The sequence below is a fragment of the Rossellomorea sp. GQ25 genome (genome assembly GCF_059758515.1).
Genome location: NZ_JCAXEQ010000001.1, coordinates 728,316 through 748,783 on the forward strand (window position 1 = coordinate 728,316; position 20,468 = coordinate 748,783).

Consider the following 20,468-nt stretch of genomic DNA (forward strand, 5'->3'; position numbering starts at 1 on the left):
AATTACATATCTAATGTTTGTTTTGTCCCTTTTGGAACGACGATTTTCTCAACCAATCGCAGTAGTAAATCTACCATAATCGCTAGAATTGTAACAGGTATGGCCCCTGATATTAAATATCCATTATCGAACAATTGAATACCTGTAAAAATCCATACGCCTAATCCCCCACCACCGACGACATAGGCAAGGGCAGCTGTTCCTATATTCAGCACGACCGCCGTTCGGATTCCAGCCAGGATTGAGTATGCTGCATTCGGCAGTTCAATGCGGAAAAGGATTTGATAAGGTTTCATTCCCATCCCTCTGGCTGCATCAATGAGGTTCTCATCTATTGAATCAATCCCAGCAACCGTATTTCGGTAAATCGGTAAAAGAGAATATATAAACAGTGCAAAAATGGCTGTTTTAAAACCGATTCCTAAAATACTGATCATAAGTGCAAGAACCGCTAGACTCGGAATCGTTTGACCAAAATTGACTGTATTCGACACGATCCACTCTGCTCGTCTGAACTGCTTTCGTGTAATCAATATTCCAGCTGGTATCGCTACTATAAGTGCTAATAAGGAAGAAACAAACACAAGCTGCATATGCTGCTTTAATAAAAGTAGAAACGTCTTCGATTGACTGAACATATAGTCGAAATATTGATTTTTAATAGCCCAGGCAAAGAAAAGGATGACCAGTGCATAGACGAAATACCGAACGATATTACTGACAACCTTTTTCGTATTCACAGAATCATCCTTTCTGAACTACGTTCGTTTTTCCTTTAATCTCGTAATGAAGGTATTTCTGTACAAGGTCAATCGTAATGGCCCCTTGTTTATTACCTGCGTCATCCGTCACGATGACCTGGTCTGCTTCCTGATTTAAAAGCATCGACAACGTATTTCGAAGATCATGACGAATATTGATCGTTTTCGTATCAGGAATGGATTCATCAAAGTTCGCTAAGCCTATGATGTTCTTTAAATTTTCAATCGTATGTAAACTTAAACTTTTAATGGCACGATCTTTACCAAAGAACTCATAAACAAAATCACTTTTAGGACGTACGAGCATTTCTGATGGAGTGTCGTACTGCATGATTTCTCCTCCACGCAATAGAACAATCTTGTCAGCCATTTTAATCGCTTCATCGATATCATGACTCACAAACAGAATCGTTTTCTTCACTTCACGTTGAATTTGCAGGAATTCATCCTGTATCTTCTCACGAATGATTGGGTCAAGTGCCCCAAACGGTTCGTCCATCAACATAACGGGAGGATCTGCTGCCAGCGCACGAATAACACCAATTCTCTGCTGCTGTCCTCCGGATAATTCATGTGGATATCTCTTACCGAATTTTTTTCCGCTAAGACCGATCATTTCCATCAACATATTGAACCGCTCTTTCTTTTCCTTCTTACCCCAGCCTAGCATATCGGGAACAATCATAACGTTTTCCTCAATCGTCATATTAGGGAACAGTCCGTTACTCTGAATAACGTACCCGATTTTTCTACGCAATTCAATTTGATTCAAGTCCATTGAGTCCTGCCCGTCGATGATGATTTTCCCATCTGTAATCGATTCCAGACGGTTTACCATTCGTAATAAGGTGGTTTTCCCGCACCCGGATGGCCCTAATAAAACTACAATGTCACCCTTCTCAACGGTAAAGTCTACACCTTTAACCGCTGTCACATCACCTTCGTAAGTCTTCGTTGTATGATCAAATGTAATCATCCCTTCACCTCTTCCACTTTATGCAATGCTTTTTGGTGTGTAGCGTTTTTGAATCCATAAAAGGATTGCATCTGCAATCATCGCCAATATCGCGACCGCTACAGATCCACTAATAATTAAATAATTGTCTCCTCTGGAAATTCCTTGAGTAATAAGGACTCCGAGGCCACCAGCTCCTATATATGCTGCGATTACACCGATTCCTATGTTTAAGACGACTGCTGTTCTGATCCCCGCCATGATGACAGGAAATGCATTGGGAATTTCAACCCGCAGCAGACGTTGATGAGTCTTCATCCCAACTCCCTTCGCCGCATCACGCATCTCAGGACTCACATTTCGAATCGCTGTATATGTATTCCGTATAATAGGAAGCTGCGAATAGAGAACCAATGCCACGAAGGCCGGAACAAATCCTATTCCCTGATTGATGATGGAAAAGATCGGAATCATCACCCCAAACAAGGCAATACTTGGAATGGTCAGCATTACCGACGCAATCTGCAACACCGTCTCCGCCAAATAATCATTGGTCGTTAAATATATCCCTAAAGGTATCCCGATTAAAAGGGCAACTATAATCGCAAGTCCGACAAGCACTGCATGCTCAATCGTCAAATCAAGAATTCGAGGTGCATTAACCTCCAGAAACTTCATCCATTTCTCCACAGTTACACCCTCCTTTATGTATGTATTTTTGGACAAAACAAAAGCCGTCCAGGATCAAATCTAGTCCTGACGACCCACGGATTTAGTATAACCGTATAATTGCGCCAACATTCCTTTACCCTGTTTGTCGAATTTCAAAACATCATGTCGGAAAATAGTGGTGGGAGAGGGTTAAGTTTGGACTGTGAATTTTGTTGGATTAGCAGGTGTAATGAAGGGTGTGGAGGGTTTGTGATATCTCTAATTGTTTAGTCTTTTTGGGATCATATTATAGTTTTTTTCGAAATGAATTGGTATTTTGGATGGTTTCCGTGAATTTTTTAGTGAAAAGGATTGAGAAACGGCGATATTTCAAATATAACGGCGAAACGGTCTATTCAACCCCAAATTGCTAATATCTGATTCTTATTGAATTTCATTTATTTCCATATTCAACACGAGAACCCCCTTACCAAATCACGTCCAACCAAAAAAACGACTCCTATACCAGAGTCAGCCATCCAATCTCTTCAATTCAACTGTATCCAACAATTCCACTTCTACCTGTTCACCACTATCAAAACAATAAAATCTCTCTACGTGCCATAAATCTCTTCGTCTTGCATATCCGTTTATCTCTGTCCATTCATGCATGTCACGATATGCATCTCTAATTCCATGGTTCGTCCCTTGATAAAAGGTACTTACATAGGTTTGGGGTGGAATCGTTAATGACACCATTCCAGGGGGAGCAACTTCAATCTTCACCACCTCCATCCCTACCCAGTATCCATCCAAATCGGCAGTAGTGTCCTCTGCTACGAACGCACCAAGTTGAACCTGCTTATTTACAAGATGTTGAATCTCATCGACCCTTTCTTTCAACTTAGCAGCAGCTTTTGGGATCTCAATGATGTACCGTTCACCTGGACATACGACTCGAAAACCTACTAAGTTCAATCCACCAATTTCCTTCACTTTTATTTTATGCGTAATCATATCATTATACCTCCTTAATTGATGATCTCTAACACATTTCCATCTGGATCAACAGCATAGCAAATAGTATTCACTGCATTTCTCGAGACACTATAATACTTGGTTTCTAGTAGGCGATAATACTGAAATAATCGTAAGGTATTTGATTCTTTAATGGAGTTTGTTATTTCACAAAGGATTTTTTTATCTGAATTTGCATAAGGTAGATCCTTCACTATTCTATTCCTGGCTCGATGAAGAGCGGTCTTCACGGATGTATCGCTGATTCGAAGCATTGAATGAGTAGCCAAACACGTCTTTCAATGTGAGAAGCATAGCTTGCTTAAGGGGTAACTGTGTAAATAGACACTCCAACAGAGAGTCATATTCTATAAAGTCATGTGATTCGAAATGATACTCTTCCTGAAAATAAATCACTTCTTTCCTTTTCCTTTTCCCATCAATAAAAAGGTTTTTGGCGATGGTATAGAGAAAGGACATGGAAAAGTTTCGTTCGGGTTCTGATTTCTTCAATTTGTACGTTTTCAAAAGAGTCTCCTGAACAAGGTCTTCTGCTCTGGAGTAGAACCAGAGAGCTTAACACAATACTTATATAGTTTTAGAATCGTATTTTCCAGTTCCTCAAAAATCAACATTTTCTTCCTTTCAAAAAAATTTAAAAACATGTGTAACTTTTATTCTAGTATAATCGTTATACCAATGAATTCCAAATAGAAGGAGTGAGTGTTTTGTTTAAAGTAGGTAGTGTATTTATTCCGGTGACGGATATGGAGAAATCGATGAAATGGTATGTAAAGCATTTAGGTGTAAGAAAAATCGAAACTTGGGATGGTGGTGCGGGATATTATTTTCCTAATAGTGACACTCAATTAGGATTGGTTCAAGTGGATTCCCCTCAGCCTACTGAATTTGTCATCAGTGGGAAAAAGAAAAATGTGTACTTTAATTTCTTGGTAGAAGACATTGAAGAGGTTCATAAGGAGCTAAAGAACTCTGGAGTTGTCACTTCTGAAATTGAAGACTATGGAGGAATGAAAGGATTTGAATTCTTCGATTTGGATAATAATCCATTTAGCGTAGTGGATGAAGTTGAAGATTCTCCTTTCCACCGGGACCAGGTAAGAAAATCCCAGTATAAATAGGTCGAAAAAAAGCTGACTCCCATGATTGGAGTCAGCTTTTCTATTACTATAAACCAGGTCTATATGCCGTTTCTGGAATATCTTCATATTCTTCTGGATTGAGGTCATCAATACTGTCATTAGCCACACCGCTAATAATTGAATTTAATCCCGTCTCAACTGCTTTCACTAATTGACCTTTTTTCTTTTGTCCCAGAGTCCATGTTTGTCCTCTTACTTCGAACAGCACAGTACCGCTACCATTAAGGGCGAATGACCCAAGGGCTGTCCCTGGAAGATCTAAGTTTTGCTGATACAAGGTAATGTTATTAAACGGTGAATTTCCAATTGATTGTAATGCATTATACGCTGCAACATTTAACTGCCTGGAATAATCATATCGATAGTTCTCAGCGTACTCTGCATAATCACTTCCTTCAGGTGAACTAGGATCTGGAACAAACTGGCCTGATAGAGACATGGTTACAATATCATCTGTCCCCTCGACGTAATATTGACCTTGATGATGCAAGTCAATAAATGTATCTACGTTCCCAAATTCCTCTCTCAAACTCTTATAAACATCTCTAACTGTCTGGGATTCAGGTGTAATATACCAACCAGGTTGATCTGAACTTCCAGGGAAATCAGCAGGTTGAGCGGTATAATTCAAATTCGGATTAAAGTCACGATTTACGTCAAATCCAGGGCGTTCACTATAATCAACATCTTGAAGAGTCCTAGTGTAATAATTCCAGGAGGGCGGCGCTCCTGCTAATGAAGGAAACTTTTCAACAACCTCACTCCATGTCATATCATTCGCACGTCGATTCAATTCACTTGCATCAGGATTCATCATAGGGAGAACGACAAGTGTAATTTCTTCACGAATGTTCTCTGCCTCTGGTGAATTACTCGACCCCAGGTACTGAAGAATATTCAGAAGGGCTTCCGTTCCTGTTTTTTCATTCCCGTGGATTTCACTTTGAATCATCACTACGCGGTCTCCGGTCCCTACCCTCGCTTTATATATCTCTAATCCATTATGAGAACGACCTGCCACATCCAGCGTCACTCTACCTTGGCTTGTCTGTACAATTTTTTGTAAAGCCTTCGTTAATTCTGCATGATCAGTAAAACCGGAGATTGGTAAATTTGACTGGTCATTTGTTAAATTTCCATTCGGTGAACTGGACGCTAAGCTTGTTGATACCATGCTAGTACAAAGAAGAATAGCTGCTAAACCTGAGACTACTTTTTTCTTTTTCATAAATATATTCCCTCCCATTTGTTTCGGTACCCTAAACAATTTCTGCCTTTACGTGAAGATCACCTTCAACATTACGTAAAACAGGAAATATTGAGGAGAAGAAATATAGACTTATATATCTAAAGGTGTAGAATATTAAGAAAATAGCAATTTGAATTTAAGTCTATTTATCTATCGAGGTGTGCTCACCTTTAACGATGAAACAAGGTGTATAAAAATCCAGGCACCCCAGCTCTCCCAAAGCCCCCTTCAAATCAATGACAAAAAAAAGCTCCTTCCCTATTCACTCTCAGGAAGGAGTTGCATCTCTAACTCTATAGCTTCATTTTTCAAATTCTCTTCATCCGTCATCAATCTGAATAATCCTCTTATAATCAGTTCGTCTTGATTTGATTGGCGGCATTCTTCTGAAATCCGATTGGCAATATTTAAGTAATACTTAACATGTTCTTCACTCAACCCGTTTATTTTTTCATACAAACTCTTCCAGGCACTCTCCCTCTTTTCAAATGAAATAAAGGCTCCTTCCCGGTCCATGCTTACTGAGAATGATTTCATCATGTCATCATCCAATAAAGGTTTGCTTTCCCCTTTAAGAAAATCCCGGGCCAGCAGATAAATCTGTCGCACCAGATGCTTCCCAAGAGTAGTGGGATCCAATGCATCATCAGTAGAAATCAGGAGCATCATATACGATGAATAAATAGATTGGGTCATCCACATGAGGTCCCATTTGTAGGGCCTGATCCCTCTTCCGAATACTTCCAATAGATTATGTTCGAGCCAGCTAAACAACCGCCCCCTCATACGGTGCTCCATTGAAGCCAATTTCTCACTGTTCTTTGCAGACTCTCCCCTCATGTGCATTTTCATATAGGACTTATATTCAAGTATCCCCTCAAATTGCACTTGAAACTGTTTTGCGAATCGCTCCAGAGGTGGTAAATTCCCATCTAGTCCGACGACGAAAGCACGTTCGAAGACAAGTTGCTGATAATGTTCATAAATCGATATGATTAAATCTTCTTTTGATTGAAAAAATGAGTATAGGGAGCCTTTTGAAATGCCCACGCTTTCGGCGATTTGTTGCATGGACGTTTGATTATATCCGTGTTCTGCAAAGAGCTCTACGGCTGATTCGAGTATTGATTTACGTTTATCCAATTTCTACACCTCTATATCCAGAGAAAATTCACTCTATCATTTTAACCATACTCTCCCAAAAATAGAAGAGCATTATTTCTTGACTACAGAAAAAATACATGTAAAATGACTAGAGAGTCAACTGATTAATGACTGTTATATCAGTAAATATTCAAGTTATATAAAAACATTTGACCCAGTAGTCAAATTATTATCAAAGGAGGATAACATTATGTTGAAAGCGATTTTAAACCGTTCCAAAATCACGCTGATTTTCGTCTTGTTGTTTGTGATTATCGGTTTTTTAACATTCCTTCAATTACCACAGCGAGAAATCCCGGAAACAAGCGTAAACATCGGAACGGTCAGCACCGTATATCCGGGTGCAACCGTTGACTCTGTTGAGAGGACAGTAACCAATCCCATCGAATCTTCCCTCCAGTCAATTGATGGAATTAAAGAAATCAGCTCCTCCTCTTCAGCCGGTTTCTCTACTATTATTGTAGAGGTTGAAGATGGAGAAAACAAAAAAGAAGTGTTTGAAGATGTGCAACAAGCTGTCTCCGATGCATCCACCTCTTTTCCTGATGACGTATTCGATCCTGAAATGAACGAATCCACGGTAAAAATGCCTATTGTTTCCTATCACCTTACAAGTGATAACAAGGAATCCCTTCTCGCTCTTCATGAAGAAATGAATCGTTGGCAGGAAGAAGTCGATGAAATCACGGGGGTCTCCAGTGTAACGGTTAAAGGATTACCTGAAGAAGAAATTGTCATCGAATTAGAACAGGATAAACTAAAAGCGTCCGGACTCACTCCATCTACTGTCATGAATGCGATTAATGATGAATACTACCCCACACCACTAGGGAAGCAAGAAGTCGATAACGAAGTCGTTCAATTAACGGTTGATCATTATTCAACTCTTGATGAAATGAGAGAGCTTTTTGTTGGCAAGAACCCTCAAGGAGAATCGGTCTTTTTACAAGATATTGCAAACGTTGAAATTGCTCCTAAAGAGGTTAAAGATATAGTCACATTTGAAGGCAAGCCTTCCCTCTCCTTTACAGCATTTGTTCAGACAGGGGAAGATATCCCTTCTATAGCTGAGAAAGTAAGCAACAAAGTGGATGAACTGGTTCTGTCTCTTCCTTCCAATGTGGACCTTGTGCCCTATTACTCCCAGGCATCCATTGTAACGGATATTTTTGATGGTTTGTTTATATCCCTTGCCATTTCCGTTGTTGCCGTCATTTTAACAACCGCTTTGGGACTTACGGTATCTGGTGCATTTGTGGTTGCATTAGCGGTTCCGATTTCTGTCTTAATGGGGTTGATTCCACTGCCATTTTCCGGGGTTGACCTTAACCAAATTTCTGTCATTGGTGCCATCATCGCTCTCGGTATCCTTGTGGATGACTCGATTGTTGTGAATGACAATATTCAACGTCGCTACAAGCTTGGTGATCGTGCACTTATGGGGGCCGTAAATGGTGTCAAAGAGATCTGGGTTTCGATTGTGACCTCTTCTCTTGCCATTGTGTTCACGTTCCTTCCACTTATTTTTTTATCGGGCGGAAACGGAGCATTCATTAGAGCGTTGCCGACGGTATTAATTACAACCATTATCGCCTCTACACTCGTTGCTCTGATTTTTGTTCCGATCATGAGATACCTGCTTTATAGTAGGACAACGAAAAAAGTACCAGATGCACCCGGTTTTCTGGGAAAACCATTGAATAAACTGGCTGACTTTTATGCTGATACTGTTCTAAAGAAGTTTTCAAAGCGACCTTTCGTGGTATCTGCCATCGGCCTTGTCTTCACAACCGCCATCTTTGGTCTGATTGCTCTTACCCCATTTGAATTCTTCCCGTCAGCTGACCGTGAAGAAGTAACGGTGGATGTAACACTGCCAATCGGCACAACGATTGAAGAAACAGCGAGCACTTTAGAAGACATGGAACAACTTTTAAAAACAGACGAAGGTGTATATGAAACATCAGCGTTTGCAGGTACAGGACTACCTAACTTATTTAACAGCTCTCTTTCAAATTCCGGTCAAAATACAGGTCAATTGGTTGCTAGAGTTGATCGAGAAAACCAAACGGCCCAAGGTCTGATTGACGAATGGACTGATAAACTAAGAGAAGACAATCCTGATGCGAAGATCTTTATGGAAACGATCCAGCAAGGTCCGCCGGCAGGAGCTCCTGTTACAGTTACGGTTTCTGGTCCTGAGATGAATCAATTAATGGAACTTCGTGATACGATTTCATCTGAAATTGAAAAGCTGGATACTGATCTAGTCGTTGATAATGTCGGGGAAATGGAGCAAACGATTGAATATGTTCCTAACCGCGAGCTTCTCGAGGATAACGGGATTACGATCAACCACATCAGCCAACAGCTGCGATTGGCTACAGAAGGCATTCCGATGAAAGCCTTTGATAATGGTGTCACGAAACGTGATATGACATTGGTATTGAGAGGAAGTGATGAAGAAGTCGACCTGTCTTCTCTTGAGGTTCCTGTTGAAACAGCTAATTCTGCTGAACCACCGAAGCTGATTTCTCTTGATGAGCTAGTGACTCCTGAGAAGAAAGAAGATCTTCAATTCATCCCTCATAAAGACGGAGAGCGCGCAATCACGATTCGTGCCTTCCCTGAGAATGAGGAGAACTATAAAGAAAATGTTCAGGATATAGTGAAAGATGTACGAAAAAGTCTTGATGATAATGACTATTCGATTACACTTGGTGGAGAAAATGAAGCCCAGAATGACTTCTTTTCTGAAATCACCATCCTCTTTACGATCGTTATATTCTTAGTGTATTTAGTCATTGCCCTTCAATTTAATTCTTTATCACTACCGTTCTTAGTGCTTGTTGCGGTTTATCTTGCGATAGCAGGTGCGATTCTCGGGTTATTCGTTACTCAAACACCTATCAGCTTCCTTGCTGTCATGGGGATGGTGTCATTAACCGGTATTGTTGTGAGGAACTCAGTCGTTTTAATTGAGTTTATTGAACAGGGATTGAAGAACGGTATGGGCGTGAAAGAAGCTGTCGTGGAATCAGGGCGTAACCGTATTCGTCCAATTCTACTAACGGCACTCACATCGATTGTAGCACTTATACCAGTTGCAGTCAGCGGAGATGCCCTTTTTACACCACTTGCTGTTACCATTATTTCAGGTATCATGTTCTCAGCTGTATTAACGCTGATCATAGTTCCGATGATGTATCTTGTCTTCCACCGCTTTAGAAGAAGAAAGTGCGAAGCATAAGAATGGTCTAGAGGGGTGTCCATGTAACACCCCTCTTTTTCGTGATTTACGGAACAATGCACTTGAGAAATTATTCAAAATCAAGCATTATAGATAAGTATTTTATTTTAATCTTTACTGGAGGAACAATATGCCATCAAAAATCAATTCAAAAGCGATCCTCATTACTTTTATGATCGGTGCTTTTTTTGCCATATTAAATGAAACGTTGTTAAATATCGCCTTAACCGAATTAATGGCTGTATTTAACGTCGATGCTCCCACGGTTCAGTGGTTAGCAACAGGATTCATGCTCGTCATGGGTGTGCTGATGCCAATCTCCGCCCTGCTTATCCAATGGTTCACGACTCGTCAGATGTTTATTGGTGTGATGAGTGTGTTTCTTCTCGGCACGGTGATTGCTGCATGTGCCATGAATTTCCCTATGTTACTTGCTGGCCGGATGATTCAGGCGGTTGGGACCGGATTACTCATTCCTGTCATCATGAATGCCTTATTATTAATTTACCGACCGGAAGTCCGTGGTAAAATCATGGGTACGTTCGGACTGGTCATTATGTTTGCACCAGCGATCGGACCCACTCTTTCTGGTGTGATTGTCGACTTGTTAGGGTGGAGATGGTTATTCATTACGGTCATTCCCTTCGCCGTGTTCTCTATTCTATTCGCTCTAAAATATTTACAAAATGTCGGCGAAATCACTCGGCCAAGTGTGGATATCTTGTCCATTATCCTTTCTTCAATTGGTATAGGAGGAATTGTATACGGATTTAGTTCCGCGGGTGAAGAATCTGCTGGCTTTACGTCTCTGAAAATTATTGTGATTATTTCAATTGCGGTTATAAGCTTGATTCTATTCGTCTTACGTCAGTTAAGGCTTGATGAACCACTTCTCGATGTTCGTGTTTTCCGATATAAAAGCTATGCGAGAGGAGTATCGATCTTCGTCATTGTCATCATGGCTATGTTTGCATCCGAAATCGTCATGCCAATGTACTTACAAGGACCTCTCGGATATTCTGCAAAAGCAGCCGGATTATTATTACTTCCTGGGGCACTCTTAAATGGTCTGATGTCTCCAACGATGGGATCGTTATTCGATAAATACGGACCAAGAAAACTGATCATTCCAGGAACCTTAACTTTAGTCGGGGTTATGATTTTCTTTAGCACGATTAATCCATCTACACCAATCTGGTTATTCGTTCTTTTCTATATGGTTCTGATGCTATCCATTTCAGCAATCATGATGCCTGCACAAACGAATGGTTTAAATGAACTACCAAAGCATTTATATCCACATGGAACGGCCATTGCAAACACCCTGCAGCCAGTCGCAGGAGCTCTAGGTGTTTCAATTTTTGTCAGCATCATGACACAAAGTCAGGCTGGGTATATTGAAGGGCAAACGGGTGAGTTAACACAAGGAATCTTAAACAATGCTATGACCTACGGTGTACATCATGCTTATTGGTTTGCTCTTGCCCTAGCTGCTGTCGCTTTCCTTATTTCATTATTCATCCGAAAAGCTGTTGCTCCTGATTTTGATGGCGAAGGAGAAAAGGCTGGAAGTGAAAGTTAAGTTACGTAAACAAATTAACCTATTACCTAAAAAGCTCAGGTTCCTGAGCTTTTTTTTCAAAAGTGCTATTACTGTACGTTCACTTTTCTCAAAAGTAAAATGGATGATGAAACCACCCATGAGGAGGAACTTGTATGGATAATGAAATTAACATGATTGAGGACATCCGTTCTGACCTATTGAATAGTGTAAGCGATTTAACCAATGATGATTTAAACAAAATAATTGAAGAAGGTCGATGGACAATCATGCAAGTGCTGGATCATCTGTATCTAATGGAGAGATCGTTGACGAAAGCGATTGAATCAACGTTAGCTAAAGGTGAAGAGCAGGTAGTGCTATCGAAGCCGATTCACTATACGGTAGACCGAACGACGAAAGTAGATGCACCTCCATTTGTCGTCCCTACGGAAGAAAGCCTTACGTTTCAAGAAATGAAGGACAAACTGAATACTTCTCGTAAAGATCTTCTCAACTTTCTTCATACAACAAGCAAAGAAGAATTACAGAATAAGGCGTATCCTCATCCTATATTCGGACTTATCCGATTAGATGAATGGGTACCTTTTATTGGGTACCATGAGAAGAGGCATTTAGAGCAGATTGAAGAACTAAAAGCAAAATTATAAACCTATCGATTCAGGAGTTTCTCTCTAGTGGAGAAGCTCCTTTTATCCTCGTAACTATACTATCTATCACTAGATTACTTACTTTTATACATTCAAATCCCGCCTGTCAGAACAAATGTAGATACCGCCAGAACCCCTATCAAAACAATTGAAATCCCTACAAATATCAATTCCAAACCACCATCCACATTCTTCGCTCAAAGTATTTGAATGGTGTGAGGTAGTTCAAACCTTCGATTTTTTCGCTCAGGTCGATGGCAAAGGAAAGAATAAAGGTACACCCGTTTGCTAATGTGTGGATTTTCAAGGATTTTTTTGTTCTCATCCTCTTACTCTATATAGAAACATAATTACATAAAGACACACAACACACGAATCCCCCTCCAAACTTCAAACCTATACTAGATTTCAAAATGAAGCCACTCTCATCTTAAAAAAACGAGCATAAAACTCATGCTCATTTTACACTCGCCTATATACCTCACATTAATCTCGTTATAAACATGGTAGCAATCCCAAAATAGATCATAAGAGACAAGATATCGTTGATTGTAGTAATTAAAGGACCAGAAGCAACAGCAGGATCAACATTAAACTTGTATAGGATGAGCGGAATAATTGTACCTGCCAACGTCCCAATAATCAGAGTGATGAATAAGGAACTCCCTACTACTAGCCCTAATATGATATTTCCTTGCCAAACAAATGCAATGAGGGCAATCATCACTGCGCATGTCACTCCGATGATGATACCAACCGACAGCTCACGCATGATCAGCTTCAACACTTGTTGAAGGTCTAGGTCGTTTGAAACAAGCCCCCTTACGACTACAGCAAGTGATTGAGTTCCGGTATTACCCGTCATTCCAGCAATCATGGGCATAAAGAAAGCGAGTGCCACGACTTGCTCTAGTGTAGCAGAAAACATATTAATGATACTTCCTGAAACAAGCCCAATGAATAATAGCAAAATCAACCATGGCAATCGACGATAGGCGGCTATTAATGGTTTGGTGTTGAAGTCAATCGATTTTCCTGAAGCTGACAACTTTTCGATGTCTTCATTTGCTTCTTGAATGACCACATCGATAATATCATCAACAGTAATGACACCAGCCAATTTCCCATCTTCCTCAATGACCGGAATTGTAATGAAATCATACCGGCTAATCAATTTAGCTACTTCTTCCTGATCGGTATACACATCTACTTTTACCACTCTGCTGTACATAATCGTTTCAATTTTATCCTGTAGTTCCCCTAGTAATAAATCCTTGTAAGAAATAACGCCTATTAGCTTCTTTTCCTCATCGATAACATACAGATAGTTAAGATATTCAGCTAATTCGGCAAAATCCTTTAGTTTATCAACTGCCTCCCGGACTGTATAATGCTTCGGAATCCAAACGCAGCGGTTGTTCATTATTCTACCAGCCGTTTCTGGCGGGTAATTCATTAAGTTCATAACGACTTGAGATTCCTCTTGATTCATTTCTGACAAGAGTTCTTCAATCTTCTCAGGTTTAAGGTCGGTTAATAAGGTAGCCAGATTATCGTTTTCCATTAAGTCCAGGACTTTGGTTGATTTTTCAATCCCCAGCTTTTGTAACACCACTAGTTGAATTTCTTTATCAATTTCCTGAATGAATTCAGTTAATTGCTCTAACGGTAAAAATAATAGGAATTTGTTTTGATGTTTGGATGGCACATTTAAGTATTGCTGAGCTATGTCATAAGGCTGCAATTCTTCTATTATTTCAAGAAACGTATTTTTTTTACCGTCTTTAAGACTTTGAATAATGGCAAGCGTGATTTCGTTTTCAGTCATAGCCAACGTCATATGCTTACTCCTTGCTAAAAATACTTGTTTTCCATACACTCTTATTGTTTTTGTAAATGAATAAACTTATTTTCGTTCTATCAATGGGATTTTTTATAATTCTATTAGACCTTTTACAAGGAATAGTTTATTTATGATTCTTAAAAAATCAACAATATCTTTATCGAATGAAACTTTCTATTCTTTCCCATTTTCATCATGCTTATTATTAATTTATTCATATGATCAAACCCTCATGGTAAAATTCAGGCCGAGAATAAATATAAAAGGTTGCACTTCATTATAGAAGCTCCACCTTTATAATCCAACGTTTTAAACTGATAATATTTCTCTAAGCTCATCTTCCGTCAAGGAAGAAACGATTTTCTCATCAGGGTCGATCACCTCTTGAATGAGGTGTCTCTTTTTTTCTTGAAGCTCATTCATTTTTTCTTCAATGGTTCCGCGAGCGATGAGCTTGATCACTTGTACTTCATTTTTTTGCCCCATGCGGTGGGCTCGATCCGCTGCTTGCTCTTCGACAGCCGGATTCCACCATGTATCATAGAGGATGACGGTATCAGCGCTTGTTAAGTTGAGTCCCGTACCTCCAGCTTTCAATGAAATAAGGAACAGGTCGCGTTCGCCTTCATTAAATCTGTTGCACATGCCTACCCGCTCTTCAGAAGGCGTTGATCCATTAAGGTAAAAGAAGCTCTGTCCCTTTGCCGAAAGCTCTCTTCCGATGAACTCAAGCATTTTAGTAAACTGTGAAAAAATCAACACTCTTCTGCCTGAATGCCTTGATTCTTCCAAAATCTCCATGAGCTGAATGAATTTTGCTGATGCTCCCTGGTAGCCCTCTACAAATAAACCTGGATGACAACATATTTGTCGAAGCCTGGTTAAACCAGCCAGAATTTTGATTCTGTTTTTCCTCAAGGTATCTTTATCCAGGTGCTTAAGCGTATCGTGACGCAGTTTGGCTAAATAAGCAGCGTACAATTCCTTTTGAGGTGGCAGCAGTTCCGCCGATTCCATGATCTCCTGTTTTTCCGGAAGTTCTGATAAAACATCTTCCTTCATCCTTCGCAGGACAAACGGACGAATTCTTTTGGCAATATCTTTTTTTGTAAGGCGGCTGTAATCCTTAAGCCCTCGAAATAATCCCGGAAATACTACGTGAAAGATTGACCAAAGCTCTTCGAGAGAGTTCTCAACAGGGGTTCCCGTTAATGCGAAACGGTGATTGGCTTCAATCTTCTTTACGCTTCTTGCTGTTTGCGTTATCGGATTTTTGAACGCTTGAGCCTCATCATAAAACACACTGTGAAATTTCTGTTTCTCGTACCACTTGATGTCACTTCGAAGTAAAGGATAGGAAATGATGATCACATCGACATCCTTTAATCCATTCTGCTTCTTCATTCGTTCTGATTTATGTCCATCCAGTATCACTGCTTGTATTTCAGGAGCAAACTTCCTAAATTCACTTCGCCAGTTATACGTGAGAGACGAGGGACAAACAATCAGAGCCGGAAGTTTCTGCGTTCTAATCTCATCTAACTCCGAAACAAGAAAAGAAATGCTTTGGATGGTTTTCCCTAACCCCATATCGTCCGCTAAGATTCCGCCCAGACCATAAAAGGCCAGGGTTTTCATCCATCGATAGCCGTCTTTTTGATATTCTCTCAACAGTGTGTTCAAAGTTGGTGGTACTTTAAACTCCATACTGCCGGGATTCATGATATGTTGTAAGAACTCTTTATACGATTCCCCTAATTTAAACGTGTGGCTCGCATCAACTGAATCCAGGAGTTGAAGGCTTTGATGCAATGGAAGCTCAAGTCCCTTGATTAAATCATTTTTCTCCGCTTGTGACGTATGAAGAAATCGCTGAATGTCTTGAAATTCATTGGATTCCAGTGACAGAAGTGATCCGTTTCTCATCCGGTAATATTTACGTTTTTCTTCTAATGCCTGAAGAATCTCCATGATCTGTCGGTCAGGAATCCCATCCATTTCAAACTTGAATTCCAGCCAGTTCACTCGTTCTTTCTTCACCTTGACCCGAATCTTCGGACCATTATTCCCTTTAAAGACACGGTTTCTCACTGCTGTAGTTGCATAGATTTGGACAAACTTCTGAATCTTCGTCACACCATAGGTTAAAAACTCATACTCTAAATCCTCATTGTGTAAAAAGTAACCACCTTCTGTTTTTCCAAAAGAGAACTCTTCCATTAATTCAAGGATGGTATCTTCTTTTTCAACATCCCTGATTAACACAGAACTTGAAGGGGGCTCCCTATTTTCCAACGGGTAAATCACTACATGTTCGTAATGAAATTCAAGACCCGCCAGCAAGCGATTCTTCACTCGGTCAAGATACAGCTTTGCAACAAGCGGCGCCAATCCCAACCTTTTGGAAATTTCGTCCGAGATGGTGACCTTCCCCAATTTCTTTAAACCAATCGCTACTTTTTCTAGAAAGAAGCCTATCTGGGTTTGAGGGATGGGAATCGAATCTGTTCCTGATTTGATGAGAAGTCGCTTTAATTCGGAAAGACGCTTGCAATCCCTGGTGTGCAGTTGGGTCAATGTCCCTTCATAAAGAACGGCTTGATACTCATCCAGGACGACCATATTTTTCAATCCAGTTATGTGTAATCGATAGCTTCCGTTCTCATTTTGGCCAAATTGGAACTTCAATGGAAGCGGGGATTTCAATAGCTTGATCCCCTCTACTGTGTGCTGGCTTTGCTCTACTTTAACCCTTGTCGACTTTATAAGAAATGGTAAAAGCCGCTCCCATGATGAGGGTGGAATGAGCAATTGTTCACTATTGTTCACTTCAATTGAAGAGTATATTGTCTCTTCCTGGGCCACTTTAATCAGCTGTTGTATCACAGCATCGGTTTCGATTTCAAAGCAATGGAGTTGTTGATTGAAAATGAATGAGTCTGAAAGATGGAAGGGAACTCCTTCTTTGATGCTCTGTAGAAACCCTCTAACCTGTTGAACCATGATAGAGCGTATCGTTAATTCAATCCCGATCATAACTCCACCTGTTTTTAAGGTAACAGGTTTAATTAATATTTCACATTGCAGAACTTGTCTGTTTTCAAAATGCCTCTGGTGACCAGTGGATCGTATGGATTCATCCTGAAACAAGGTAAAAAATTCTTCTGTTACTTCCCTACCTTGGCTATTTCCTCTACGCTGCTCATAATGAATGGAGAGTAGGACAGCTGCGATATGTTGACAATCTTTAACAAACGATGCTAGTTTGGGACAGCTGCACTTTGCATGGATTACTCCATTAGCTTCTCCTGTAACGGTTACGTGGAAATCTTCCTCCCCCGTAACGGTCGCTTCACAATAATTGGAACTGAATTCGTCCATTTTGACTTTATTGGAACGGTAATAGCCCTCTCCCCTTTTGAAAGAAACGGTACCGCATCGTTCTTTTATAAGTTTTTGATGTATGACCTTCAAGTGTCTGGTTCCTTCCTGGAAATGTTGGTATGTATGCGAAGTTCCCTAATTGGATTTCTTCAATAATCTTATGATAACAACAATAGGCAAATTTAGAAACTGTACGACATCGATTACTATATTAATAGAAACGTATATTCGCGAGATGATCTACATAGACTATAAGGGAAGCGATCCGACAGAAAAAAACCGAACTATGAGGCCAGTCATAGTCCGGAAAAATCTTTTAGGAGCCCTCTACTTTTCAATATGATTCAACAATGAAATGATGAAACTTCCTGCTTGAAATATCAGCATGAAAATAAAGTAGTTCTCCACCACCCTCACCCCCTTCTAGAGGATCGCTGTGTAAAATATTTGTCCCCTGTTGATATGTATGAAGGATAGACTCAATTCATGCGTTTTTTTGTTGTGAATTGGATGTATGGTCAGAAGGAAGAACTCCCGGATTATCTTTTGCGGATAATCCGGGAGTTTTTTCATTAGTGGGAAGGTTTTTTGATGAATTTTCATTAGATGGGTCGTCATCTTGGTAAAATCGACTCTTTTGGTAAACTTTTTGAGAGCTGGATTGGCGTAAGAAAGATTTTATCGGCGATATTTTAAATATATCAGCGAAATCCACTTTATACCTCAACTGCATCTAAAATACCGCCTTTATTTATGAAAGTTATGCTTACATAATATTTTCTATTGCATACGGAGACTTTTTTATGTAAATTAGTCAAGTATGTTTAATAGGAGGTATCATCATGAATCAAACACAAAACACTCAACGAGTTCAAATAGCAACTGCCGATCCATCTGCTCTTGGACTTTTTGGATTAGCTATGGTTACCCTTGTAGCTTCTTCAGCGAAACTTGGATGGACGGATGGCGTTTCATTTGTATTACCATGGGCGATTTTCCTTGGTGGAATTGCACAGCTGATCGCATGCTTTGGAGATGCAAAACATAATAATACGTTCGGATCCACTGCATTTGGTGCATTCGGTTTATTTTGGCTTGGAGTCGGAACATCCTGGTTAATTTCATTCGGTGTGTTTGGAGAAGCAGCGGCATCTGCAGTTGATCCACACCAACTAGGGATTGCGTATATCGGCTACCTGATTTTCAGTATTTTTATGACCGTTGGTGCCATGGAAACACATAAGGTCTTATTCATTATTTTTGTTCTGATTGATTTCTTATTTATCGGCCTTTCGCTGTCTACACTTGGAATTGCACCTGAAGCCATGCATAAATTAGCGGCCATTTCTGAGTTATTTATTGCATTATTCAGCTTCTACGGCTCTGCTGCAAGTGTTTTGAACACCCACTTTGGGAGAGAAACACTTCCAGTAGGAAAGCCATTCGGGATATTTAAGTAAGCGAAAAAAGAGATAGATGAAATGCGCATCTATCTCTTTTTTTACATTTTTTCAAAATGGGAATCAAGATATCAAAATGAGGATCCTTTAAATCTCGATCACTGTGGTATCTTTCATGTTTGATGGGAACATCATCGAAGTATTCAAAGGTCGGTTCACTATAAGGTTGGTATTCGCTCTCTTTGAACCATTGATAAATACGATGATAGGTATGACCGATATCATCACCTTTTTTATTGTGAGTCATGAAATAACTCATAGATGGAATCGTGATCTCCTCCATATCTTCCGGAATCGCTTGATTTTCCCCTAATTCATAGGCTGGTAATGAAGAAAACCATCCGGTCGCACAGGAATTACACCTGAAATTGCGATTCACGAAAAGGAAAACGGACAATTATCTCAACTACCTATTGTTAAGGTACGCAATTTAGAATCTGCATTGAAGTATATTGGCTTTCATTTAACCGAAACGCCGACTCATTGATTTGAAAGAAGTTATTCGCAAACGCTCTTTACTACAATCCACACAAAAGAAGATGAAGCCCTGCGTTAGAAGACGAGGGCTTCAATTTTTCATTTTTGACAACATTCTTTTTTAATATTTTCATCTTTTACTTCAACCAACTTCACTTTACAGCAATCCTTCTTTTCTTTCTGACCAATCAAACTCTTTAACCAATTCATTTTTTTCACCTCCTTATATAAAGTAAAATAAGAATCCCGACATAGTAGACATGGTGAGTACAGAGCCAATGCATTTTGACTGCCTCCTTTATGTTAAATCAATTTTTTTTGATTAATTATCGGGAAAATCATACATCAAATTATTTTGATTAATAAATCAAAATTAACCAATTCGAATTGGTTTTATCTAAAATTCTCTTTCTCAAAATAACTACCTTTCTCTATATCGACTTTTTTTGATTAATAAATCATACCCTCATGCAAATTAATCACCTTCACCTTATCTCCGCCTAAACAAGCAGCAAAGTTGCTCAGATAACAAGTGATTCAATTCAGTGTGATTTAATGTATAGTAACTCCACGTGCCTCGCGTTTCTTTCAAGATCAACTCAGCGTCCATTAAAACCTTCAGATGGTAGGAAAGTTTAGATTGGGGTAAGTCTAATTTATCCGATAGGTCACATACGCACACTTCTCCCATTTCAGTAATTTGGTGCAGGATAAACAACCTTTTTTGATCTGCAAGTGCCTTGAATTTTTTTTCGTATTTACTGAAAGTTGAATCCAGTGATATATCTTTTAATGGAATTTGTTTGTTCATGGTATCTGCTCCTCTTAAATCAATTTTATTTGATATATCCTTACTATATGCAATATTTTCCATTTAGTCAAC

16 protein-coding genes are annotated in these 20,468 nt (G+C 39.6%); 5 read left to right on the plus strand and 11 right to left on the minus strand.

The window, feature by feature from the left end; genetic code table 11:
• Nucleotides 1–2: 2 nt before the first annotated feature.
• The 5 genes from AC6CIB_RS04065 to AC6CIB_RS04085 form a co-directional block, all read right to left on the minus strand.
• Complete coding sequence (locus AC6CIB_RS04065; protein WP_498278178.1) at nucleotides 3–740, minus strand: ABC transporter permease; 738 nt, start codon at nucleotides 738–740, stop codon at nucleotides 3–5.
• A 4-nt stretch (nucleotides 741–744) separates the two neighbouring features.
• Complete coding sequence (locus AC6CIB_RS04070) at nucleotides 745–1,737, minus strand: ABC transporter ATP-binding protein (RefSeq protein WP_498278179.1); 993 nt, start codon at nucleotides 1,735–1,737, stop codon at nucleotides 745–747.
• 18 nt (nucleotides 1,738–1,755) lie between these two features.
• Complete coding sequence (locus AC6CIB_RS04075; RefSeq protein ID WP_324748334.1) at nucleotides 1,756–2,406, minus strand: ABC transporter permease; 651 nt, start codon at nucleotides 2,404–2,406, stop codon at nucleotides 1,756–1,758.
• Nucleotides 2,407–2,898: 492 nt separating this feature from the next.
• Complete coding sequence (locus tag AC6CIB_RS04080) at nucleotides 2,899–3,384, minus strand: GyrI-like domain-containing protein (protein ID WP_498278180.1); 486 nt, start codon at nucleotides 3,382–3,384, stop codon at nucleotides 2,899–2,901.
• Nucleotides 3,385–3,603: 219 nt separating this feature from the next.
• Nucleotides 3,604–3,912, minus strand: a complete 309-nt coding sequence (locus tag AC6CIB_RS04085; RefSeq protein WP_498278182.1) for an RNA polymerase sigma factor — start codon at nucleotides 3,910–3,912, stop codon at nucleotides 3,604–3,606.
• Nucleotides 3,913–4,112: 200 nt separating this feature from the next.
• Between AC6CIB_RS04085 and AC6CIB_RS04090 the strand changes: the two genes are divergently transcribed.
• Nucleotides 4,113–4,526 (plus strand): VOC family protein, encoded by a 414-nt coding sequence (locus AC6CIB_RS04090; RefSeq protein ID WP_498278183.1) that lies wholly within the window; start codon nucleotides 4,113–4,115, stop codon nucleotides 4,524–4,526.
• 46 nt (nucleotides 4,527–4,572) lie between these two features.
• Here the strand turns inward: AC6CIB_RS04090 and AC6CIB_RS04095 are convergent, their stop codons facing one another.
• Nucleotides 4,573–5,775: a M14 family zinc carboxypeptidase gene (locus tag AC6CIB_RS04095; RefSeq protein WP_498278185.1), complete on the minus strand. Its 1,203-nt coding sequence runs from the start codon at nucleotides 5,773–5,775 to the stop codon at nucleotides 4,573–4,575.
• A 279-nt stretch (nucleotides 5,776–6,054) separates the two neighbouring features.
• On the minus strand, nucleotides 6,055–6,939 hold the full coding sequence (locus AC6CIB_RS04100; RefSeq protein WP_498278187.1) for a TetR family transcriptional regulator: 885 nt from the start codon (nucleotides 6,937–6,939) through the stop codon (nucleotides 6,055–6,057).
• A 211-nt stretch (nucleotides 6,940–7,150) separates the two neighbouring features.
• On the opposite strand from AC6CIB_RS04100, the gene AC6CIB_RS04105 reads away from it, so the two are divergent.
• The 3 genes from AC6CIB_RS04105 (at nucleotide 7,151) to AC6CIB_RS04115 (ending at nucleotide 12,421) form a co-directional block, all read left to right on the plus strand.
• Nucleotides 7,151–10,210: an efflux RND transporter permease subunit gene (locus AC6CIB_RS04105; RefSeq protein WP_498278189.1), complete on the plus strand. Its 3,060-nt coding sequence runs from the start codon at nucleotides 7,151–7,153 to the stop codon at nucleotides 10,208–10,210.
• 130 nt (nucleotides 10,211–10,340) lie between these two features.
• Nucleotides 10,341–11,792: an MDR family MFS transporter gene (locus AC6CIB_RS04110; protein WP_498278191.1), complete on the plus strand. Its 1,452-nt coding sequence runs from the start codon at nucleotides 10,341–10,343 to the stop codon at nucleotides 11,790–11,792.
• Nucleotides 11,793–11,926: 134 nt separating this feature from the next.
• Nucleotides 11,927–12,421 carry a DinB family protein gene (locus tag AC6CIB_RS04115; RefSeq protein WP_498278192.1) on the plus strand — a complete coding sequence of 165 codons (495 nt, stop codon included), beginning with the start codon at nucleotides 11,927–11,929 and terminating at the stop codon, nucleotides 12,419–12,421.
• A gap of 481 nt (nucleotides 12,422–12,902) precedes the next feature.
• Here the strand turns inward: AC6CIB_RS04115 and mgtE are convergent, their stop codons facing one another.
• Both mgtE and AC6CIB_RS04125 read right to left on the minus strand, forming a co-directional pair.
• On the minus strand, nucleotides 12,903–14,261 hold the full coding sequence (gene mgtE / locus AC6CIB_RS04120) for a magnesium transporter (protein WP_498278194.1): 1,359 nt from the start codon (nucleotides 14,259–14,261) through the stop codon (nucleotides 12,903–12,905).
• A 312-nt stretch (nucleotides 14,262–14,573) separates the two neighbouring features.
• Nucleotides 14,574–17,738: a DEAD/DEAH box helicase gene (locus AC6CIB_RS04125; RefSeq protein ID WP_498278195.1), complete on the minus strand. Its 3,165-nt coding sequence runs from the start codon at nucleotides 17,736–17,738 to the stop codon at nucleotides 14,574–14,576.
• Nucleotides 17,739–18,490: 752 nt separating this feature from the next.
• On the opposite strand from AC6CIB_RS04125, the gene AC6CIB_RS04130 reads away from it, so the two are divergent.
• Nucleotides 18,491–19,108 (plus strand): acetate uptake transporter, encoded by a 618-nt coding sequence (locus AC6CIB_RS04130; RefSeq protein ID WP_498278197.1) that lies wholly within the window; start codon nucleotides 18,491–18,493, stop codon nucleotides 19,106–19,108.
• Here the strand turns inward: AC6CIB_RS04130 and AC6CIB_RS04135 are convergent.
• The gene (locus AC6CIB_RS04135) at nucleotides 19,101–19,505 is read right to left on the minus strand and encodes a GyrI-like domain-containing protein (protein WP_498278199.1); all 405 of its coding nucleotides are present in this window, start codon (nucleotides 19,503–19,505) and stop codon (nucleotides 19,101–19,103) included. The genes AC6CIB_RS04130 and AC6CIB_RS04135 overlap by 8 nt on opposite strands.
• Nucleotides 19,506–20,075: 570 nt before the next feature.
• Nucleotides 20,076–20,396, minus strand: a complete 321-nt coding sequence (locus tag AC6CIB_RS04140) for an ArsR/SmtB family transcription factor (RefSeq protein WP_498278201.1) — start codon at nucleotides 20,394–20,396, stop codon at nucleotides 20,076–20,078.
• Between the last annotated feature and the right edge of the window lie 72 nt (nucleotides 20,397–20,468).